This window comes from Thalassospira sp. HF15 (assembly GCF_011806525.1).
Classification (GTDB): domain Bacteria; phylum Pseudomonadota; class Alphaproteobacteria; order Rhodospirillales; family Thalassospiraceae; genus Thalassospira.
The window spans coordinates 490,447-511,359 of record NZ_JAAVKI010000004.1 but is presented as its reverse complement, the minus strand read 5'-3'; the positions used below and the strand labels follow the sequence as shown (position 1 = coordinate 511,359).

Sequence of the window (20,913 nt, the reverse complement as noted above, 5' to 3'; positions counted from 1 at the left end):
ATGTCTGGCGCGTCCTGCTTGAACACGAAGTTTACAGTCAAAGAGTGAACCGCAATGGCACCCGACAAACTTGTCTACATGGCCAATCAGATCGCGACCTTTTTCAAATCCCAGCCCGAGAGCGAGGGTGTTGAAGGTGTTGCCAATCATATCAGCGATTTTTGGGAACCGCGCATGCGCAAGCAGCTGTTTGACATGATCGCCGAAGGTCGGGCCGACTTCCATCCTTTGGTCATCAAGGCGGCTCCCATGATCCGGAAGGTCAAGGAAACTGCATGACGGCCAAGCCATCGGAAAACCGTATTCTGGATGGACGCGATGTTGATCTTGCGCGTGCCGTTTCAGGCGATGATGGCAATGACGACGCACCGATCATGTTGCAGCCGGAAGTTCCGGCTGCTTTGACGTTTAATGGGCATTCCCACGCGGTGATGATGGTCTCCCCCCATGATCTCGAAGACTTCATGGTGGGCTTTGCCTTGTCCGAGGGGATTGCAGATGACATTTCCCAAATTACCCTGCGCGACGTGCGCAAGACCTTGCAAGGTTATGTGATCGAGGCCGATCTGCATGACGAAGTTTTTGATCGTCTGGCTGATCGTCAGCGCACACTTGAAGGCCGGTCAGGCTGCGGGTTGTGTGGTGTCCAATCCCTTGAAGCTGTTGCAATGGACAAGATCGGGTCGGTCACGCCATCCAACATGGCACAGGATGTCGTCTTGCGTGCGATCGACGCCCTTCCGGACCATCAGACCCGAAACCGCGAAGGCGGTGGTTTGCTTCATGCCAGCGCCTTCGTCGATGATCGCGGTAACATCGTTCTGGTCCGCGAAGATATCGGACGCCACAATGCACTGGACAAGGTGCTTGGCGCCTTGGCGCGACAGGGCATTGATCCGACCGGCGGCTTTGTCCTGATGACCAGCCGCTGTTCCTATGAGATTGTCACCAAGACCGTGCAATTCGGGGTAGGCGGGCTTGTAACCCTTTCCGGTCCGACATTGACGGCGGTAAATCTGGCGCGTAAGGCCGGTCTGACAATGATCTGCCGCGAACGGCGCGGGCTGTTTCGCCGCTTTTCCTGATCGCACGCAGTCTTTCCCAACTTGTCATTTTATTTCCCGGCGCGTTCAAACCGTTGGCATGGGTGCTGATGGCGTTGACGCACGCGCCCTCAGGCCTGTTTGCATGACAAAGGGAATTGCCATCTCCGCGCATACTTGTTATTCAAGATGTAATTAAATATTACAAGGTGAATTGGCCGTCAGTTGGATTTGTGATCCGCTGCGCACGGGTCACCGCACGGGGATCAAGGAAACCATGGCACTTTCAAAAACTGAATTGCGCGCCGTCTTGTCCGGCATCTCGGGCATTCTGGTCACGCCCTATGATGACAATGGCGATGTGGCGCCCGAAAAGCTTGTCCCGGTGATTGATCGTGCGCTGGCGGCTGGCGTGCATTTTCCGGTCGTGAATGGCAATACCGGCGAATTTTATGCTCTGACCACCGACGAGGCGATTACGATGGCAAAGTCGGTGGCCGAAATGCTGGGTGGCCGGGCACCGATGTTGGCCGGGATTGGACGCGGGGTGCGGGATGCCTGCGCCTTGGCCAAGGCATCGGCAGACGCCGGGGCAGAGGCGCTGATGATCCATCAGCCGCCAGACCCGTTTGTCGCACCACGCGGAGTTGTTGACTACATCAAACGGGTTGCGGATGCGTCCGGTGGGCTGCCGATGATGCTGTATCTGCGCAACGATGCCATCGGTACCAAGGCCATTACGGAACTGTGCGCGGTCGAAGGTGTTGCCGGGGTTAAATGGGCAACGCCCAACCCGATGAAACTGGCCGAGGCAATCCATGCCTGCGATCCGGATATTGTCTGGGTCGGTGGCCTTGCCGAAACATGGGCGCCCGCATTCTATGCCGTTGGGGCGCGCGGCTTTACCTCGGGCCTGATCAATGTCTGGCCGGAACGTTCGATGGCCATTCATGCTGCCCTTGAGGTCAGCGATTATGCCAAGGCGCGCCAGTTGATCACCGAGATGAAGGCATTCGAGGAAGTTCGGGCCGAAGAAATGAACGGCACCAACGTCACCGGCGTGAAGGCAGCGTTGAAATTACTTGGTGATGACTGTGGTCCCACCCGTCCACCTTCAGCCTGGCCGCTGACTCACGCACAGCAGGAAAAACTCGCAGCCTTCATGAAGGGAAACGGCCTGATTGCATAGGTCGTGCGGGGATCAGCCGCACCGTCCTAGAAAAAGGACGGATGGCGTTCGCGGATGGCATCGACCTTGGCAAGGGTTCCCATCAGATGTTCGCGAACGACCGCGCAGGCCGTATCGGCATCACCCTTGTCAATCGCGTCAAGAATGCGCGCATGACAATCAAGGATGGAGGCCGACTTTCCCGGGTCCGGCAGGTTGAGCTTGCGCAGGCGGTCAATATGACCCGACCGGGCTTCGATCACGCCGTAAAGTTGGGCAACACCGGCAGCCTCATAGAGCGCGAAGTGAAAATCGCGATCAAGCCTGCCAAAGGTATCAAGATCGTTCGCGGCACTGACCGCATTTTGCTGGGCAAGAATGGAGTGCGCTTTGACAGTCAGGGCAGGGTCTTTGGCATCGGCAAGACGGCGGGTGATTTCAAGTTCGACTGACAAGCGCAGGAACTGGGTTTCAAGCGCGTGTTCGACGTCGATGCGCGAAACCTCTGTCTTGGATTGCGGAAAGGTGTCGACAAGACCTTCTTCCTCAAGCTTGAGCAACGCATCGCGCACCGGTGTCTGGCTGACCCCGTATTCCTCGGCAATTTCAACCCGCGACAGGTACTGGCCAGGTGCCAGTTCCAGATCAATGATGCGCTTGCGCAAGGAATCATGGAGTTGCGTACTTGCCGAGCCCCGCTTGAGTTTGGGCAGGCGCTTTTTCGGACTTGGTGCGTCTTTGAACAGGTTTTCGACCATGATGTTCCCGCAATTCGTGTCAGGTCACGCAATTTGTATACAGGCGTCTTGCTCGATATGCACTAATATATTACTATATCAAGCAGTCACAAGTGAATATCTTTCTGTGCCTGTCAGCGGTGGCCAAAACCCTCAGACAAAGGCGTTTACGTTCAAGACCGGAGATCGCCTTTCTGATCGCCGCCCGTTGCATGCATGGTCGCGTTTTACATTCCGAGGATAAGACAATGAGTAAGAAACAGCCTCAGGACCTGAGATCGGCACGCTGGTTCGCCCCCGACGATCTGCGGACATTCGGGCATCTGTCCCGCATGATGCAGCTTGGCTATTCCGAAGACGATTTTCGTGGGAAACCGATTATCGGAGTCCTGAACACCTGGTCGGAACTCAACACCTGTCACTCTCATTTCCGCGAACGCGTTGTTGATGTGAAACGTGGGGTTACCCAGGCTGGCGGCTTTGCCGTCGAGCTGCCGTCGCTTTCGGTCGATGAAAGCTTCACCAAGCCGACCTCGATGCTCTATCGCAACCTGCTTGCCATGGAGACCGAGGAAATGATCCGCTCGCACCCGCTTGATGGCGTGGTTCTGATGGGCGGCTGCGACAAGACCACCCCGGGTCTGGTCATGGGCGCGATTTCGGCCGGTGTGCCGATGATCTACCTGCCAGCAGGCCCGATGTTGCGTGGCAACTATGCGGGCAAAATCCTTGGGTCCGGCTCGGACGCATGGAAATACTGGGATGAACGTCGCGCAGGAAATATCAGCGATGACGAATGGCTTGGCATTCAGGGCGGGATCGCGCGTTCTGCGGGGACCTGCATGACCATGGGGACCGCATCGACGATGACGGCGATTGCAGATTCCATGGGGCTGACGCTGCCCGGTGCATCCTCGATCCCGGCAGTCGATAGCGGGCATCAGCGCATGTCGGCTGATTGCGGACGCCGGATTGTCGATATGGTCTGGGAAGACCTGACACCGGATCAGATCATTACCGATGGCTCCTGCCGAAATGCTGCGATTGTTGCCATGGCGACCGGTTGTTCGACCAATGCGGTGGTCCATCTGATTGCGATGGCCAAGCGTGCCGGTGTGGGGCTCAAACTTGAAGACCTTGATGAACTTGGCCGCACGACCCCGCTGATCGCCAATGTCCGGCCATCAGGCAAGGATTACCTGATGGAAGACTTCTTCTATGCGGGCGGCTTGCGTGCGCTGATGAAGCAGATGGAAGATCGTCTGGATATCAGTTGCATGACGGTCACCGGCAAGACCCTTGGTGAAAACCTCGAAGGGGCTGAGGTTTATAATGATGATGTCATCCGCCCGCTTGATAATCCGGTCTATAAGGAAGGCTCGCTTGCCGTGCTTAAGGGCAACCTTTGCCCGAACGGGGCGGTGATCAAACCGGCCGCCTGTGATCCCAAATACCATGTGCATGAGGGACCGGCACTGGTGTTTGACAGCTATCCGGAGATGAAAAAGGCTGTTGATGACGAGAACCTTGAAATCACGCCAGATCACGTGATGGTTCTGCGTAATGCCGGACCACAGGGTGGCCCCGGCTTCCCGGAATGGGGCATGCTGCCCATTCCCAAGGCCCTGATCAAACAGGGGCATCGTGACATGTTGCGGATTTCCGATGCCCGCATGTCTGGCACATCATATGGCGCGTGTGTTTTGCATGTAAGCCCGGAAAGTTATGTCGGTGGACCGCTCGCCCTTTTGAAAAATGGCGATACGGTTCGCCTTGATCTGCCAAATCGCTCGCTTGATATGCTCATCCCCGAGGAAGAGCTTGAAGCGCGGCGCAAGGCTCTGACACCGCCCGAACCGCGTTTCGAACGTGGCTATGGCTACATGTTCTCGCGTCATGTGACCCAGGCTGATCAGGGCTGTGACTTTGACTTCCTTGAAACCGATTTCGGCAAAACTGCCGGCGAACCTGATATTTTCTGAGGACTTCGACCATGACGGAATATGTATTGTCTGATGCCACGCGCGAAAAACTGATGCGCACGTCCACGGCATCTGTTGCCACCCAGCTATACAAGCGCGGCCTGCGCAACCAGTTTATTCAGGGTGTCAGACCGGTGTCGCCGAAAAAGAAAAACATGGTCGGGCAGGCTTTTACGCTGCGCTATATCCCCGCACGTGAAGACCGCAACCCGATCGAGGTGTTCCGTGATGAAAACCATCCGCAGCGCGTTGCCATTGAAACCTGCCCGCCGGGCCATATTCTCGTTATGGACGGGCGCAAGGACGCGTCTGCGGCCTCTGCCGGTTCCATCCTTGTAACCCGTCTTGCGGTTCGGGGTGGGGCGGGCATCGTATCCGATGCCGGTTTCCGTGATGCCGAGGGCATCGGTGAGCTCGACATGCCTGCCTATTATGCCGGTCCGTCGGCACCGACCAACCTGACCAAGCACGAAGCCTTTGATATCAACGTTCCGATTGCCTGTGGCGATGTTGCTGTCTTCCCGGGCGACGTTCTTGTGGGCGATACCGACGGGGTTATGGTCATCCCGGCACATCTCGCAGACGAGATCGCCGATGCCTGTGCGGGCATGGAAAGTTACGAGGCCTTTGTGATTGAACAGGTCGCCAATGGTGCATCAATCATCGGACTTTATCCCTGCACCAAAGACGAGAATCAGAAAAAGTATGAGGAATGGCTGGCAAGTCGGTAAAGTCGCGGTTACGTTGAGGATTACGTAGTCATTTTTTACCCCCTATCCGAGAATTCCAGAGGATTGATTGAAATGTCTTATACCCTGACAGGAAAACATCTCATTGCTGGCGAATGGGTCGCCGGTGAGACGACCTTCCAGTCCGAACCTGCCCACGGGCCGGTCAATACGTTCCCGGTCGGAACGCCCGCTCTTGTTGATCAGGCCGCCAAGGCCGCCGAGGAAGCATTCTGGACGTACGGTTATTCGACCCGCGAAGAACGCGCGAAGTTTCTCAACACCATTGCCGATGAAATCGACGCACGTGGTGATGAAATCACCGAAATCGGCACCCAGGAAACCGGTCTGCCCGAAGCCCGCCTTCAGGGCGAGCGCGGCCGTACCGTTGGCCAGCTTCGCCTGTTTGCCAGCCACATCCTGGATGGTGCGTATCTTGATCGTCGTTATGACGAAGCCCTGCCGGATCGTGCGCCACTGCCGCGCCCGGATCTGCGTTTGATGCAGCGTCCGATTGGCCCGGTTGCCGTATTCGGTGCATCGAACTTCCCGCTGGCCTTCTCGGTCGCGGGCGGTGATACCGCATCGGCACTGGCTGCTGGTTGCCCGGTTGTTGTCAAAGGCCATTCGGCCCATCCGGGAACCGGTGAAATCGTTGCCCAGGCGATTGATGCCGCGATCAAGAAATGTGGTGTTCATCCGGGTGTCTTCAGCCTTATTCAGGGCGGCAAGCGTGACGTTGGTCAAAGCCTTGTGCAGCATCCGATGATCAAGGCGGTCGGCTTTACCGGCTCGCTTGGCGGTGGTCGTGCACTTTATGATCTGTGTGCTGCCCGTCCGGAGCCGATCCCGTTCTTTGGTGAACTTGGTTCGGTCAACCCGATGTTCTTGCTGCCGAAGGCGGTTAAGGCACGTGGTGCTGACCTTGGCAAAGGTTGGGCAGGGTCGCTCACCATGGGTGCTGGCCAGTTCTGCACCAATCCGGGCATTGCGGTTGTAATTGATGGTCCGGATGCGGATGCCTTTGTTGATGCAGCCAAAGCTGCCTTGTCTGAAGTCAGTGCGCAAACCATGCTGACTGATGGTATGGCGGAAACCTATCGTTCCGGTGCCAAACGTGTCGCCGCAACGGCAGGTGTCAAAGAAGTCCTGACAACCTCATGCGATCTGCGTAATGCGACGCCGTATTTGTTTGAAACCACCGGTGAAAACTGGTTGTCCAATCATGAACTCGGTGAAGAAGTCTTTGGGCCGCTGGGTCTTGTGGTTCGGGTCAAGGATGTTGCAGAAATGCGCACCATTGCCAAATCGCTTGAAGGTCAGCTGACCTGCACCCTGCATCTTGATGCTGATGATGCAGCCAATGCCCGTTCACTTCTGCCGATCCTTGAACACAAGGCAGGTCGCGTTCTGGCCAACGGTTTCCCGACCGGTGTGGAAGTTTCCGATACCATGGTTCATGGTGGCCCGTATCCGGCGTCAACCAACTTTGGCGCAACCTCTGTCGGGACCATGGCGATCCGTCGCTTCCTGCGTCCGGTTTGCTATCAGAACATCCCGACCGATGTTTTACCGGCAGACATCGCGTCGTAATCGACCCGATTTGGACTTGCAAAGGCTCAATGAAAAAGCCGCCCAATTGGGCGGCTTTTTTTATTAGTCCCGAACAGTTGCCGTGGCCTGAAACATGTTTTCGTCATGGCGTAGCAGGCTTTGGCCAATAGCCCCCTGAAGGGCAAGGTCCTTGTCCCATGGCAGATATGTAATTGTCGGATTTCGACTGAGCTCGGGCACCTGTGCCTCTTCGAGACCACGTCGGAGTTCCGGCTCCATCATGTCGAAGGCGCGCGCACCCGATCCGGTAATAAAGATCTGTTTGGGCCCCAGAAGAGCAATCAGGTTGGCAATGCCATATCCCAGAACTTTGCCGGCATGACGGAACAGTTCGGCAAGGCCGGTCTCGCCCCGCCTCGCACGGTCGACAAGATCCATCATCTGGTTTTCGCTGGGATGCAGGTTGTTGGTGTCGGGCAGGTCAATCACACCGCGCGCATCGCGCAGGATCGCATAGTCCCCGATATAGGCTTCAAGGCATCCGCGTCGGCCGCAATTGCAAAGGGGCCCGTCAGGCTGGTATTTGGTGTGACCAAACTCCGCAGCGGTTCCGAAGTCGCCATTATAAACCTTGCCGTTGAGTACCAACCCCATGCCAATACCGTAACCCAGCATGATCACGGCAAAGTCGCCATCATTATGCAGATGGGTATTTTGCGAGATTGCGGTTGCGATACAGTTCGCATCGTTCGACATCTGAACAATGCGGCCATATCGTTCGCTCAGCGATTTGACCAAGGGAATGTGGCGATGACGCAAGGCCGGTGACCAGATGATTTCGCCGCTGTTGCTGTCGGTCACACCCTGAACGGCAATGCTGACACCTGCTGGTGGATGAATGCAGAAATCGCGATTGCGTTCGAGAAAACGATCGATCAGCGCAATCAGGGTGCTGGTCAACTCGTTCGCACCAAGATCGCGGGTATTGATGCTGTGCTCGATACTTCGCTCAATCTCGCCTTTAAAGTTACCCAGCGCAATTTCGATCTGATTGATCGTAATTTTGACCCCGATGACACAGGCAGCATTCGGCACCAGATCCAGCAGGACCTTGGGGCGGCCACGCGTGGTGGCTGTCCCATTTCCGTTGCCGTTTCCATTGCCGTTATTGTTGCCACCTTCGCTTTCCTGCACCAGGCCCTGCGCCATCAGGTCGGCCGTCAGTGACGTAACGGTCGCAGGGCTTAGTCCGGTTGCCGTACCGATATCAATGCGTGCAGCAGGGCCATGCATCCGCAAATAGCGCAAGATCGCTGTCTGGGACGGCTGACGCGGGATTTCACTTTCTGTACGGCGCATCATGTGTTTGTTCAGTATCCTTATCAAGACGCCCGCTCGGGCAATTCACGTGGCCGCACTCAGAGCAATCCGCGACGCGCGAGGTTGTTCATCAAAGCACTGATCCCGAACTTCCAGGGCTGAATGGCGTCTGACCGGTCGACCTGGTTGACCAGTTTGCCAAGGCTCGGGGTGGAGATGCTGACAAGATCGCCCATTTCGTGGGTGAAGCCTTTGCCCTTGCCGCCGCGATCATCAGTCGGGGCAAACATCGTTCCAAGGAACAGCATGATGCCATCCGGGTACTGGTGATGTTTGCCAATGGCCTGCGACACAAGGCTTTCGGGTGTGCGGCTGATCTGGCTCATCGAGCTGACCGCATCAAGGTGATATCCCTCTGGTCCGTCAACGGCCATGGCAATATCGGCCGATTTAACGGTTTCAAGCGTGAACTTGCCATCAAACAACCGGATGAATGGCCCAATGGCACAAGACCCGTTATTGTCCTTTGCCTTACCGAGTAGCAGGGCAGAGCGCCCTTCGACATCACGCAGATTGACGTCATTGCCAAGCGTGGCGCCGACGATCTTGCCCTTCGAGGTCACGGTCAGAACAACTTCCGGTTCCGGGTTGTTCCAGTTTGAAATCGGGTGCAGACCGACATGGGCACCATGCCCGACGGCCGACATGGCCGGTGCCTTGGTAAAGATCTCCGCATCCGGGCCAATGCCGACTTCAAGATATTGCGACCACGCCCCTTTTTCGAGCAGCACGGTTTTGATGTCGGTCGCCTTTTGCGACCCCGGTTCGATTTGCGACAGGTCATCGCCAATAATGCCGGTAATTTCGGTGCGGATCTGATCGGCCTTGCTGGCATCCCCGCGTGCCTGTTCCTCGATCACGCGTTCAAGAAGGCTTGCAACAAAGGTGACACCACTTGCCTTGACCGCCTGCAGATCATTGGGCGACAAAAGGTGCGGGGTGTTTTCATCGGCACCCGGGCGCGACTGGTCAAGGATATCGCCAAGGGTCGCAACGGTCGGAAAACTTGCGGCATTGGAAAGCTTTGCCAGCAGGTCATCAAGCTCGAGGATTTCACTGACGGTTGGTGCAACGCTGCTGATATCGCGCAGCGTTTCACCATCAAGAAGCACCGGTGTCGGCCCGGAGACGCGCGGGTCCCAGATGCGCCCGATCAGGACGGCATCACTTGCGTCATTGGGCAGGATGTCTTGGGCTTTGAAAGGGAATCCTGTGGTCATCTCGGTGTCTCGCTTGTTTAACTGTTAGGGGCGCCATTTGATGCACCCGTCGCATTTGTCGCACCGGGGCCAGCCAGATGCAGAAGGTGCTCGGGCATTTTGCCCAGAATGATCATCCCAAGTACGTCGTCGTGTGTGACATCTTCGGTTCTTACGCTGCCGACCAGTTTTCCGTTCTTCATGACATGCAACCGGTCAGAAAGGTCAAACACATCATGAAGATCGTGGCTAATCAACAAAATACCCAAACCTTCACGTTTTAATTGGTCAATCAGTTCGCCGACCATTTTTGTTTCATGGACACCAAGTGCGGCACAAGGTTCATCCATGATCAGAACGCGGGCTTCAAACAACAGGGCGCGGGCGATCGCAACCGACTGACGCTGGCCACCAGAAAGGGCGGATACAGGGGATGTGAACTTCTTGAAGTTCGGGTTCAGGCGGTGAAGAACTTCGCGCGCCTTGTGTTCCATGGCTGCGTCATCAAGAAACCCGAACTTGTCGGTCACTTCACGTCCCAGAAACAGGTTCTGTGCGGCGTCAAGATTGTCGGCAAGTGCCAGGTTCTGATAGATCGTTTCGATGTTGTTGTCGCGCGCATCGCGGGCATTTTCGATCTTGGCTTCCTTGCCATCGACAATGATCTTGCCGCTATCGGCCTGATAGGCCCCAGACAGGATCTTGATCAACGTCGATTTCCCGGCACCATTGTGGCCAAGAACACCAACCACTTCGCCGGGATAGAGGTCGATCGATACGCCGTCAACGGCCTTAACCCCGCCAAAGCTGACATGGATATCATGCATTTCCACCAGCGGGTCTTTGGTCATGTTTGGATCAGTCATCACTGGTCTCCTTACGCGGTCGGGTCGCTGTAACGGCGATGGAAATACTTGTCGCTAAAGACAGCAAGGACAAGGACAAGGCCGATGACGATGCTTTGCAATGAGGTATCTACCCCCAAAAGCGCCATGCCACTTTGCAGGCTTTGCATCACCAGTGCGCCGATCAGCGCGCCATAGATCGTCCCCAAACCACCGGCAAGCGATGTGCCGCCAATAACCACAGCTGCGATCACGCGAAGTTCGTCAAGCGTCCCCAAATCGTTGCCCGCTGATTGCAGGCGGGCCGATGAAATGGCCGCACTGATCGCGCACAGAACCCCCATCAGGGCAAAGACTGCAACCGTCATGCGCTTGACATTGATACCTGCCAATTCGGCGGCCTGCGGGTTGCCACCCATCGCAAAGACGTAACGCCCGAACCGGGTGCGTTTGACGACAACGGTCAGAATGATCGCAACCAGGGCAACAATCAGAAGCGGGATCGGAATGCCGTGGGAAATCTGAAGGTTTTCTGGCGTGACAGGGATGCCCTTGTTTTCAAGAAGGCGCTCTGCCGCACGCGTTGGAAGGTGATAGGCATTCAAGGTCGCGATAACAATCAGAACCAGTCCTGCCTTGATCAGGGCATTGGTATATTCAGCCCATATCGGCTTGACCGGGAATTCAAACGACAGGCGACGACGGCGTTCCATGATCGCTGCATAAATGATCGCGACAATGGCCAGTAGAGCAACTATCCAGCTCCAGGTTGCGCCGATTGTGCCTTCAATACCGCCGCCAAGCAGAATGAAATTGTGATCAAGTGGTGCAACTGTACGGCCCTGGGTTACCCACCAGGCTGCCCCGCGCCAGACCAGCAGACCGCCAAGTGTGACGATGAAGGCGGGGACGCCAAGATATCCAACAGCAACCCCCTGGATACCACCGATCAGGGCGCCGATACCGATGCCGATCAAAAGCGTCAGGATCCAGGTCATTGGGTGGTTGTAGTCAAAAAACTGCGGCAGGAAATCTGTCTGCACAACGCCCATGATCATGGCCAATACGCCAAGGACAGCGCCGACCGAAAGGTCGATGTGGCGCGTCACAATGATCAGGACCATGCCGCATGCCATGACCGCGACAGAGGCCGTCTGGACCGACAGGTTAAAAATGTTTCGGGGCGTGATAAAGCGACCGCCCGAGGCAATGTCAAACCCGACCCAGATGATCAGCAGGACAACGGCAAGGCCAACCAGACGACGGTCGACTTCCATTTTCGAAAGTAGTCGTGACATGAAAAAGCTCGTAAAGCAGCGGGGCCGAACTGCGATATCTGCGCGATGCGTGAAATGCAGTCGGCCCCGGGTTTATGCAAGGTCGAAGGAAACAGGTTGGCCTAGTTGCAGGCCGCAACCTTGCTGTTGGTCACACCCTGGCAAACGACGTCTTTTGAAACCCACCCGGCATCAATCACCAGGTCGAGCTTGTCCTGCGTGATCGCGACAGGATCAAGGAAGTAGGATTTCATCGTCACGCCATTCGGGCTCTGCCAGTCTTCGGTGCCCTCGACATCGTCAAGCTTGGTGCCTTTGGCAAGTTCAACTGCGATTTCAGCAGCGCGTTTACCCAGAAGGCGTGCATCTTTCCAGACCGAAACCGTCTGGGTGCCAAGTGCAACGCGGTTCAGTGCTGCATGATCGCCATCCTGACCCGACACCGGAATGCCCTGCATGCCCTGTGCAGAAAGGGCAGCAACAACACCACCTGCGGTGCCATCGTTTGAGGCAACCACAGCGTCAACCTTGTTGTCTGCGGCGGTCAGGAACTGTTCCATGTTGCGCTGTGCGATGGCTGGCTGCCAGCTGTCGGTATAGGCTTCGCCAACCACTTTGATATCGCCTGAATCAATCGCATCCTGCAAGATTTCAAGCTGGCCTTCATGCAGAATGTTGGCATTCGGATCGGTCGGGGCGCCTTTGATGAAGACGTAGTTGCCTTTGGGCTGGGCGGCAAAAACAGCCTCTGCCTGCAGGCGTCCGACTTCCTTGTTGTTGAACGTAATGTAATAGGCGTTCGGATCTTCGATCAGGCGGTCATAGCCGACCACCGGAATACCTTCGTTCAGTGCAAGTCCAACCGCCGGGCCAATGGATGCTGAGTCCTGTGCCAGGACGATCAGGGCATCGGCGCCACGTGCGATCAGGCTTTCAATGTCGGAAAGCTGTTTGGATGGGTTGCTTTGTGCGTCGGCACTAATGTAGTCGGCGCCTGCGGCCTCAAGGGCGGCCTTGATGGCGGCTTCATCGGTTTTCCAGCGTTCTTCCTGGAAGTTCGACCAGCTGACGCCAACCGTCAGGTCAGCAGCAAAGGCATTTGCAGACAACAGGACTGTTCCGGCCAGCATGGCCGTCGATAGGAGTTTTTTCATCGGTTTCTTCCCTGAATGAATGTGTCTTCTGGTGACATTTATTTTTGTTATCGAAAAAATGTTGACGTGAAGAAGTCGTCCTGTCAAATATTTTTTAGTGAATAAATTAAAAACATCGCTTTTCACGCATTTTTATGTCGCATATCGCGATCATGGGTTGAATTATCGGTGTTGGCTGCGTGTTGCGCCGCAGCATTTAATTTGTTCACCTAAAATAATATTAAAAGAGGCAGGGAACGTTATGACAGCGACTTATCACGACATAGACGGCAAGTCCGTGCTTGTAACCGGCGGTGCATCCGGGATCGGTGCGTCGATTGTGCGCGCATTCTGTGCGCAGGGGGCCCGTGTCGGATTTTTCGATATTGATGATGGTGCTGCGCAAAAACTGATCGCATCCATCAAGGAAGAGCACGGCGTAAGCCCGGTCTACAAGTCGCTTGATTTGCGGCAGCAATCATCGATTTCCGATGCGGTTCGCGATATGTCCGTTGCGATTGGTCCGATTGATGTTCTGGTCAACAATGCGGCGCGCGATGATCGCCATTCCCCCGAAGACGTCACGCCTGACAAGTGGCGTGATGGTCTTGATGTTAACCTGAACCACCATTTCTTCTGTGCCCGGGCCGTGGCGTCGGGAATGAAGGAAAAACGGTGCGGAAGTATTATCAATTTCAGTTCTGTGAGTTATATGATGGGGCTGCCGGATCTGGTAACGTACGAGACCGCAAAGGCCGGTATTATCGGCCTTACGCGTGCGCTTGCCCGGGACTGGGGTGAATATGGCATTCGCGTGAACGCGGTGACGCCGGGTTGCATTATGACACAGCGTCAGCTTGATCTTTGGATTTCTCCCGAGGATGAAGAACGCATTCAGGAACAGCAATGCGTCAAACGCCGACTGGTGGGGGATGATGTTGCGCAGATGGTCCTGTTCTTGGCATCTGATGTTTCTTCGGCCTGTTCATCACAGAACTTCATCGTTGATGGCGGCATCGTCTGATCGTGTGTTTTGACGGGCGTTCGCCCCAAGACCGCTGCTCGAACATGGAAAAAACTGTTTATGTCGCCTGCAAACTTGTCTGCCTCACCCATCATCATTGATGAAAAAGCCAACCCGTATCGCGATTGCATTCAGGGTCTCGCCAATCAGCCGATCACCGTGGTTCGACTGTTGCGCGATGCTGTGAACGAAAATCCGGCTGTTGCCAAGGGGCGCAACTTTGCCGTGCCCGAAATCAAGGACGTGGTTGGTCGTCTGGTGGAAAACCGCCCGCGGATTGCGATCATTGGCGGTGCACCTGATCATCCGGCCCATCTTCTTGATCGCCCGCAGGCATTGATGGCGGCAATCCGCATCTGGGAAATGGGGGGCGTTCCGTTCCTGTTTCATGTTCCGGTGATTTGCGATGGCACCGCGCAAAACAATATCGGCCAAAGCTATTCACTGGCATCGCGCAACCATACGGCTGCTGCGGTCAATATTACCTTCGAGGGGCACAGCTATCATGCGGCCTATGTGATTGCCGGGTGCGACAAATCGCCCGCCGCGGTGGTTGCCGGTCTGGCTGCGGCCGATCATGCACGCGCCTGGCGCGGTGATCAGGCGCCGGTCTGGGCGGTGTTTGCCCCGTCGCACGTTCTTAAGGGCGGTGAAATTCCCGAAGGCACGCGTCGTTTGCTAGATAAGATAGCAGCCGACTCTGATGCCGCCGGGCATGATGATCTTGGCGCGGATATCCGTGAAAACATGCGCTATATCTTGCAATGCACGTCAGACGAGGCCTTTGCCGGGTTGTTGGAGCGTGCAAGGCTTCTGGGGATCATCGACGCGGCGCTTGAGCGGCGTGTACTTGACGAGCTTGCCACTGCGACCTGTGATTCCAAAGGCGGCATTTGTGCCTTTAACGGGACGGGTAATTCGTCGCGTACCATGCTGGCGGCGTTCGGTCTGACCCCGCCGGAGCTTGAATTGCTGACCGATGTCCCACCGTTTGAGGCGGTGGCCGCAGGGATTGATGCCCTGTTTGGGGTGTTTAACAAGCCGGAATATGCGATTGGCAATTTGCTTAAAGCCAACTTCGCCAATTTCGTGCGCGTTCATAATGCCACGGGATCAAGCAGCAACATGCTTTTGCATCTGCCCTTCATGATGCGCTACGCCGGTTTTGATATTTCGATTGATGATTATCAGGATGTCCGGACCCAAACCCCGGTGCCAGAGATTTTCGCCCACAGCCTGACCGAAAATCGCGACACCTTTGTTCTGGCCCAGCAAATGGCCGAAGGCAAAAACCGTGGGATGGAAAGCATCTATCGCATTCTGGCCGACCTCGGGGTGGCGATGGATCTGGATGCGCCAACCATCCTTGGAAAAACCTGGGCAGAGCGGATTGAAAATCTGGAAAACCCGGTTGATCTTGCGCTGGGCGATGCATCGGTCATTCGCGCCAATCCGGTCAGACAGCGTTCCGGTGTTGATGTCCTGACGGGAAGTTTCTTTGAAAACTGTGCTGTCAAGTCATCGGGTATGAGTGACCGGTTATTGTCGCACTTTGACGATCATGTCTTCATCGTGCGTTACTACGAAAACGAACATGTCTGTAATGCTGACTTTGCCTCGCCCGATCTGATCACTCGCCTGATTGAAACCGATGGGGTTGATGAAGAATTGATTGCGGCTGTCGTGCAGCGCAATGGCGGCAACCGCGTTGATATGGATGCGCCAAAGGACATGCTGGAACAGGGTCATCTGTCCTTTGCCTTTGTCATTGGCGGGCAGGGGCCGGAAGCCTATGGCATGCCGGAAATGTTTTCGCCGTCGCAGAATTTGCGCCATCACCGCATTCTCGAAGCTTCATCGATGTTGATCACCGATGGGCGTTATTCCGGCGTCACCAAGGGGGCGTGTATTGGCCATATGGTGCCAGAGGCCTTTACAGGTGGGGCAATCGGCTATCTCAAGGATGGCGATGTACTGCGTTTGGACCTGACCGGGCTTACGTTGGATTGGCTTGATCCCGAGGCCTTCAAAAATGGCCAGGAGCGGGCATCGGACCCGCGTGAAGTTTCAGACCGCAAGCCAATATTTGATGCGCGGTTCAAACGCATGGCGGATCGTCAATGCGATATCGCGGCAAGTAACGTGCTTGACGGGATCGGCAATGCCGCGCGCGGTATTGTGCCCCGTGCCGTGGATCGTCGGGCCACCAAATCCTGGCGCTAATAACCGCCAAGCAGTGTTAGTGCTAAAACGCAAAACGCCCCGTGCCATATCTTGCCGGGGCGTTTTTTCTAATACATCAGTAGGCTGGCTTATCGCTTTAACCCATGCGCTCGGATGCGTAGCTGCCCGGGCTTGGCGGGAAGACAATCGTGCGATTGCCGTTGATGAACGAACGGTGGTGGATATGGGCATGCACCGCGCGCGCCAGTACCTGGCTTTCAACATCGCGGCCAATCGACACATAATCAGCCGAGTTCTGGGCATGGGTGATGCGTGCAATGTCCTGCTCGATAATCGGACCTTCATCAAGGTCGGCGGTTACATAATGTGCGGTCGCACCAATCAGTTTGACCCCGCGCTCATAGGCCTGACGATAGGGGTTGGCCCCCTTGAAGCTTGGCAGGAAGGAATGGTGGATATTGATGATCTTGCCACTCATTTTCTTGCACAGGCTATCGGACAGAACCTGCATGTAGCGGGCCAGAACGATCAGTTCGACATCGTAATCCGAGACAAGATCCAAAAGCTTTTTCTCGGCTTCGGGCTTGTTGTCCTTGGTGACTGCGATGTGGTGGAAGGGAATGTCGTGATTAACGACAACCTTCTGATAATCAAGGTGGTTTGATACCACACCAACGATATCAATCGGCAGGGCACCGATTTTCCAACGATACAGCAAATCGTTCAGGCAATGGCCAAAGCGCGACACCATCAGAAGAACTTTCATCTTCTCGGAGCTGTCACGAATTTCAAACTTCATGCCAAGTTCTGCTGCGGGTGCCTCGAACCCTTTGGTCAGGGTTTCTTGATCGACACCTTCTTCGCTAACGAAGGCAACCCGCATGAAGAACAGGCCGGTTTCCAGATCATCAAACTGGGAGCTATCGGTAATGTTGCAACCGTGGTCGGCCAAATAGGTGGAAATAGCAGCAACCACCCCGCGTTGTGAGTCGCAGGAAACAGTCAGAACGTAGCTTTTCATCGCGTCTGGCTTTCTCGTTTGGAATATTCAAAAATTGCCCGGCCCCGTCCATCGGGGAATGAGATAAGGCCGGGCAGAAACATTAAATATCAAGTGTGTTCTCACGTTCCCAGCGGGAAAAGTGAGAAACGTAAGAATTCCACTCGGTTTGTTTTAGTTTGAGATAGGCACTTGAAAATTCCTTGCCCATTGCAAGTTGCAGCTCTTCGTTCGAGCCCATCTCGCGCAGGGCATCAAGAAGGTTCAGCGGCAGACGCGGTGCATCCTTGATCAAATGCCCTTCCTGATACATGTCGATATCGTAATGCTGTCCCGGATCGGCATTGGTTGCCATGCCATCCAGACCAGCCGCAATGATTACGGCCTGCAAAAGATAGGGGTTGGTTGCCCCGTCGGGCAGGCGCAACTCAAAGCGGCCCGGCCCCGGAACGCGCACCATGTGGGTTCGGTTATTGCCCGTCCAAGTGACCGTATTTGGGGCCCAGGTCGCACCCGACATGGTGCGCGGCGCGTTGATCCGCTTATAGGAATTAACCGTCGGGTTGGTGATGACCGCCATGGCAGACGCATGCTTCATTATGCCGCCAAGGAAATGCTTGCCCTTGGCCGACAGGCCAAACGGCATGTCATCATCGGCAAAGGCATTGGCACCGTCATTGTCCCAAACCGATACATGGCAGTGGCAGCCATTGCCGGTCAGTCCCGGGAAGGGTTTTGGCATGAAGGTCGCGCGCAGGCCGTGCTTTTCGGCAATTGATTTGACCATGAACTTGAAGAAGGAATGTTTGTCGGCGGTTTTAAGCGCGTCATCAAATTCCCAGTTCATTTCAAACTGGCCGTTGGCGTCTTCGTGGTCGTTCTGATACGCCCCCCAACCGAGTTCAAGCATATAGTCGCAAATCTCGGCAATAACATCATAGCGGCGCATGACGGCCTGCTGGTCATAGCATGGCTTCTCGGCGGTATCGGCCGGGTCGGAGATTTCCGAACCGTCGGTCGTGATCAGGAAGAATTCCGCTTCGACACCGGTTTTGACATTCAGGCCAAGCTCGGCTGCCTTGGCGATCTGGGCTTTCAGCACATTGCGCGGTGCCTGTTCGACCGGTGTGCCTTCCATGATGCAATCAGCAGCAACCCATGCGACTTCCGGTTTCCAGGGCAACTGGATGACGGAATCCGGATCAGGAATGGCGAACATGTCCGGGTGGGCCGGGCTCAGGTCAAGCCAGGTGGCGAAGCCTGCAAAGCCGGCACCTTCTTCCTGCATGTCGGCGATTGCCTGGGTCGGGACAAGTTTGGCGCGCTGGCCGCCAAACAGGTCGGTAAAGCTGATCATGAAGTATTTGATGCCGCGTTCCCGGGCAAAGGCTGATAGATCCTTGGTCATCGAAGTCCCCTGACGAATTTTTCAATATCCATCGGTTGCCCGGGCACGCCATGGGGCGCACCCGGTCCGGTGGTACGTTAACTGTTCTAGAATCCTCCCTGTCCCGGAACCCAGTTGGTCCCGGCAAGCGGTACACCCGCCATGGCGGCCGCTTCGATATTCAGTGCGCAGAGATCCTCGGGTTCGAGGTTGTGCACATGATTTTTGCCACAGGCGCGCGCAATTGTTTGCGCTTCAAGGGTCATGACCTTCAGATAGTTGGCCAGTCGCCGCCCGGCGGCAATCGGGTCAACCCGCTTCATCAGGTCGGCATCCTGTGTCGTGATGCCTGCGGGATCACGACCTTCATGCCAGTCATCATAGGCACCGGTTGTGGTGCCAAGCTCTTTATATTCTTCTTCCCATTTCGGGTCGTTATCGCCAATCGCGACAAGGGCAGCGGTTCCGATGGACACCGCGTCTGCGCCAAGGGCAAGCGCCTTGGCAACATCGGCACCATTTCGGATGCCGCCCGATACGATCAACTGTACTTTGCGGTGCATGCCCATGTCTTGCAATGCTTTTACCGCCGGGCGGATGCAGGCAAGGGTCGGCTGACCGACGTGTTCAATAAAGACTTCCTGGGTCGCGGCCGTACCGCCCTGCATGCCATCAAGCACGATGACATCGGCCCCGGCCTTCACCGCAAGGGCGACGTCGTAATACGGGCGTGCGCCCCCGACCTTGATGAAGATCGGCTTTTCCCAATCGGTAATTTCGCGGAGTTCCTGAATTTTGATCTCAAGATCGTCCGGGCCGGTCCAGTCGGGATGGCGGCAGGCGGAACGCTGATCAATGCCCATCGGCAAGTTACGCATTTCTGCGACGCGGTCGGAGATTTTCTGACCCAGCAGCATACCGCCACCGCCCGGTTTCGCGCCCTGACCAATAACGATTTCAATCGCATCGGCGCGTTTCAGATCGCGTGGGTTCATGCCATAGCGTGACGGCAGATACTGATAGACAAGCTGGGTGGAATGGCCGCGCTCTTCCTCGGTCATGCCGCCATCGCCCGTGGTGGTCGAGGTGCCCGCCGCCGACGCGCCGCGTCCAAGGGCTTCCTTGGCCGGTCCCGACAGGGAGCCAAAGCTCATACCAGCAATCGTGATCGGAATTTTCAGCTCAATCGGTTTCTTGGCAAAACGGGTGCCAAGCGTGACGGCGGTTTCGCATTTCTCGCGGTAGCCTTCCAGCGGGTAGCGCGACATGGATGCGCCAAGGAACAAAAGGTCGTCGAAATGCGGGACCTTGCGTTTGGCGCCACCGCCACGGATGTCATAGATGCCGGTCGCGGCTGCGCGACGGATTTCCGAAAGGGTGTAGTCATCAAAGGTTGCCGATTTGCGCGGCGTCGTAACGGGATTTTTGTAGCTCATCTTCTGATCCTGTCTTTGGGCTGAACCGCAAAGTTTATGTTTTTGGGCCGGGTTCAGCGTGCCGCATCAATAGGCGTCGAAGTTATCGACATTGAAGTTGTAAAGCGTTCTGGCGGAGCCATATCGCGTGAATTCTTCGGGCTTCACATCGGTAATTCCGGCATCGGCAAGAAGCTTGGTCAGCACTTCGATATGCTCGGCCCGCATTTCCTTTTTCTCGCAATCGGCGCCAAGACTTTTGACCGTGCCGCGCACGAAAAGCCGTGCTTCATAAAGCGAATCACCAAGCGCATCACCGGCATCGCCCAGAACAACAAGATTGCCCGATTGCGCCATGAAGGCTGACATGTGGCCGATATTGCCCTTAACGACGATATCGACACCTTTCATCGAAATGCCGCAACGTGACGACGCATTGCCTTCAATCACCAGCAACCCACCGTGCGCCGTGGCCCCGGCATACTGGCTGGCGTCGCCCTTGATCACGACTTTGCCCGACATCATGTTTTCGGCGACCCCCGGCCCGGCATTGCCATTGACCGTGATGTTGGCCTTTTCATTCATGCCCGCACAGTAATAGCCGACACTGCCGTCGATTGTGACGTTGACCGGGGCGTCGATGCCGACAGCAACGGCATGGGCGCCACGCGGATTGGTAACTTCGAAATTCTCAGACGCACCACTCTTATCAAGCGCATGAAGCGCCTGATTGAGCGCGCGCAATTCGGTGGTGGCAAGATCAAACACTGGCATATGTGTTCCTTCCTTATGTGACCGCGCGATAACTTGCGGTCGGGTCAGCGCGCGCGTGGCAGCAGCCGACAGGGTTCGTGTTA

At 55.9% G+C, this 20,913-nt stretch carries 18 protein-coding genes; 8 read left to right on the top strand and 10 right to left on the bottom strand.

Features of this window, described 5'->3' with window-relative positions:
- Window positions 1–54 precede the first annotated feature (54 nt).
- The 3 genes from HED22_RS11815 (at window position 55) to HED22_RS11805 (ending at window position 2,232) form a co-directional block, all read left to right on the top strand.
- Entirely contained in the window at window positions 55–279 is a 225-nt protein-coding gene (locus HED22_RS11815) for a formate dehydrogenase subunit delta (RefSeq protein WP_167722347.1), read from the top strand.
- Entirely contained in the window at window positions 276–1,085 is an 810-nt protein-coding gene (gene fdhD / locus HED22_RS11810) for a formate dehydrogenase accessory sulfurtransferase FdhD (RefSeq protein WP_167722345.1), read from the top strand. Before HED22_RS11815 ends, fdhD begins: the two co-directional genes overlap by 4 nt.
- A 235-nt stretch (window positions 1,086–1,320) precedes the next feature.
- Window positions 1,321–2,232, top strand: a complete 912-nt coding sequence (locus HED22_RS11805) for a dihydrodipicolinate synthase family protein (protein WP_167722343.1) — start codon at window positions 1,321–1,323, stop codon at window positions 2,230–2,232.
- Window positions 2,233–2,258: 26 nt separating this feature from the next.
- On the opposite strand, the gene HED22_RS11800 is transcribed toward HED22_RS11805, so the two are convergent.
- Entirely contained in the window at window positions 2,259–2,969 is a 711-nt protein-coding gene (locus HED22_RS11800) for a GntR family transcriptional regulator (protein WP_167722341.1), read from the bottom strand.
- A gap of 227 nt (window positions 2,970–3,196) precedes the next feature.
- Between HED22_RS11800 and araD the strand changes: the two genes are divergently transcribed.
- From araD to HED22_RS11785, 3 genes are all read left to right on the top strand, one after another.
- Window positions 3,197–4,930, top strand: coding sequence for an L-arabinonate dehydratase (gene araD, locus HED22_RS11795; RefSeq protein WP_167722339.1), 1,734 nt, complete (start codon window positions 3,197–3,199; stop codon window positions 4,928–4,930).
- Between the two features lie 11 nt (window positions 4,931–4,941).
- A complete protein-coding gene (locus tag HED22_RS11790) occupies window positions 4,942–5,661 on the top strand; it encodes a ribonuclease activity regulator RraA (protein ID WP_167722337.1) in 720 nt (239 codons plus the stop codon).
- A gap of 72 nt (window positions 5,662–5,733) precedes the next feature.
- Complete coding sequence (locus HED22_RS11785) at window positions 5,734–7,251, top strand: aldehyde dehydrogenase (NADP(+)) (RefSeq protein ID WP_167722335.1); 1,518 nt, start codon at window positions 5,734–5,736, stop codon at window positions 7,249–7,251.
- A gap of 63 nt (window positions 7,252–7,314) precedes the next feature.
- Here the strand turns inward: HED22_RS11785 and HED22_RS11780 are convergent, their stop codons facing one another.
- From HED22_RS11780 to xylF, 5 genes are all read right to left on the bottom strand, one after another.
- Window positions 7,315–8,574 (bottom strand): ROK family transcriptional regulator, encoded by a 1,260-nt coding sequence (locus HED22_RS11780; RefSeq protein WP_167722333.1) that lies wholly within the window; start codon window positions 8,572–8,574, stop codon window positions 7,315–7,317.
- A 56-nt stretch (window positions 8,575–8,630) separates the two neighbouring features.
- Window positions 8,631–9,812, bottom strand: coding sequence for a fumarylacetoacetate hydrolase family protein (locus tag HED22_RS11775; protein WP_167722331.1), 1,182 nt, complete (start codon window positions 9,810–9,812; stop codon window positions 8,631–8,633).
- 17 nt (window positions 9,813–9,829) lie between these two features.
- Window positions 9,830–10,657 (bottom strand): ATP-binding cassette domain-containing protein, encoded by an 828-nt coding sequence (locus tag HED22_RS11770; protein WP_167722329.1) that lies wholly within the window; start codon window positions 10,655–10,657, stop codon window positions 9,830–9,832.
- Window positions 10,658–10,668: 11 nt separating this feature from the next.
- Window positions 10,669–11,934 carry a sugar ABC transporter permease gene (locus HED22_RS11765; protein ID WP_217701883.1) on the bottom strand — a complete coding sequence of 422 codons (1,266 nt, stop codon included), beginning with the start codon at window positions 11,932–11,934 and terminating at the stop codon, window positions 10,669–10,671.
- A gap of 101 nt (window positions 11,935–12,035) precedes the next feature.
- Window positions 12,036–13,067: a D-xylose ABC transporter substrate-binding protein gene (xylF, locus tag HED22_RS11760; RefSeq protein ID WP_167722328.1), complete on the bottom strand. Its 1,032-nt coding sequence runs from the start codon at window positions 13,065–13,067 to the stop codon at window positions 12,036–12,038.
- Window positions 13,068–13,308: 241 nt separating this feature from the next.
- On the opposite strand from xylF, the gene HED22_RS11755 reads away from it, so the two are divergent.
- Both HED22_RS11755 and HED22_RS11750 read left to right on the top strand, forming a co-directional pair.
- On the top strand, window positions 13,309–14,070 hold the full coding sequence (locus HED22_RS11755; RefSeq protein ID WP_167722326.1) for an SDR family NAD(P)-dependent oxidoreductase: 762 nt from the start codon (window positions 13,309–13,311) through the stop codon (window positions 14,068–14,070).
- A 60-nt stretch (window positions 14,071–14,130) separates the two neighbouring features.
- Window positions 14,131–16,293, top strand: coding sequence for a dihydroxy-acid dehydratase (locus tag HED22_RS11750; RefSeq protein WP_167722324.1), 2,163 nt, complete (start codon window positions 14,131–14,133; stop codon window positions 16,291–16,293).
- Between the two features lie 97 nt (window positions 16,294–16,390).
- On the opposite strand, the gene purU is transcribed toward HED22_RS11750, so the two are convergent.
- From purU to HED22_RS11730, 4 genes are all read right to left on the bottom strand, one after another.
- Window positions 16,391–17,275, bottom strand: a complete 885-nt coding sequence (gene purU, locus HED22_RS11745; protein ID WP_167722322.1) for a formyltetrahydrofolate deformylase — start codon at window positions 17,273–17,275, stop codon at window positions 16,391–16,393.
- Window positions 17,276–17,357: 82 nt separating this feature from the next.
- On the bottom strand, window positions 17,358–18,662 hold the full coding sequence (gene glnT / locus HED22_RS11740) for a type III glutamate--ammonia ligase (RefSeq protein ID WP_167722320.1): 1,305 nt from the start codon (window positions 18,660–18,662) through the stop codon (window positions 17,358–17,360).
- 86 nt (window positions 18,663–18,748) lie between these two features.
- Entirely contained in the window at window positions 18,749–20,077 is a 1,329-nt protein-coding gene (locus HED22_RS11735; RefSeq protein ID WP_167722318.1) for an FMN-binding glutamate synthase family protein, read from the bottom strand.
- Between the two features lie 66 nt (window positions 20,078–20,143).
- Window positions 20,144–20,830 (bottom strand): GXGXG domain-containing protein, encoded by a 687-nt coding sequence (locus HED22_RS11730; RefSeq protein WP_167722317.1) that lies wholly within the window; start codon window positions 20,828–20,830, stop codon window positions 20,144–20,146.
- Window positions 20,831–20,913: the final 83 nt, after the last annotated feature.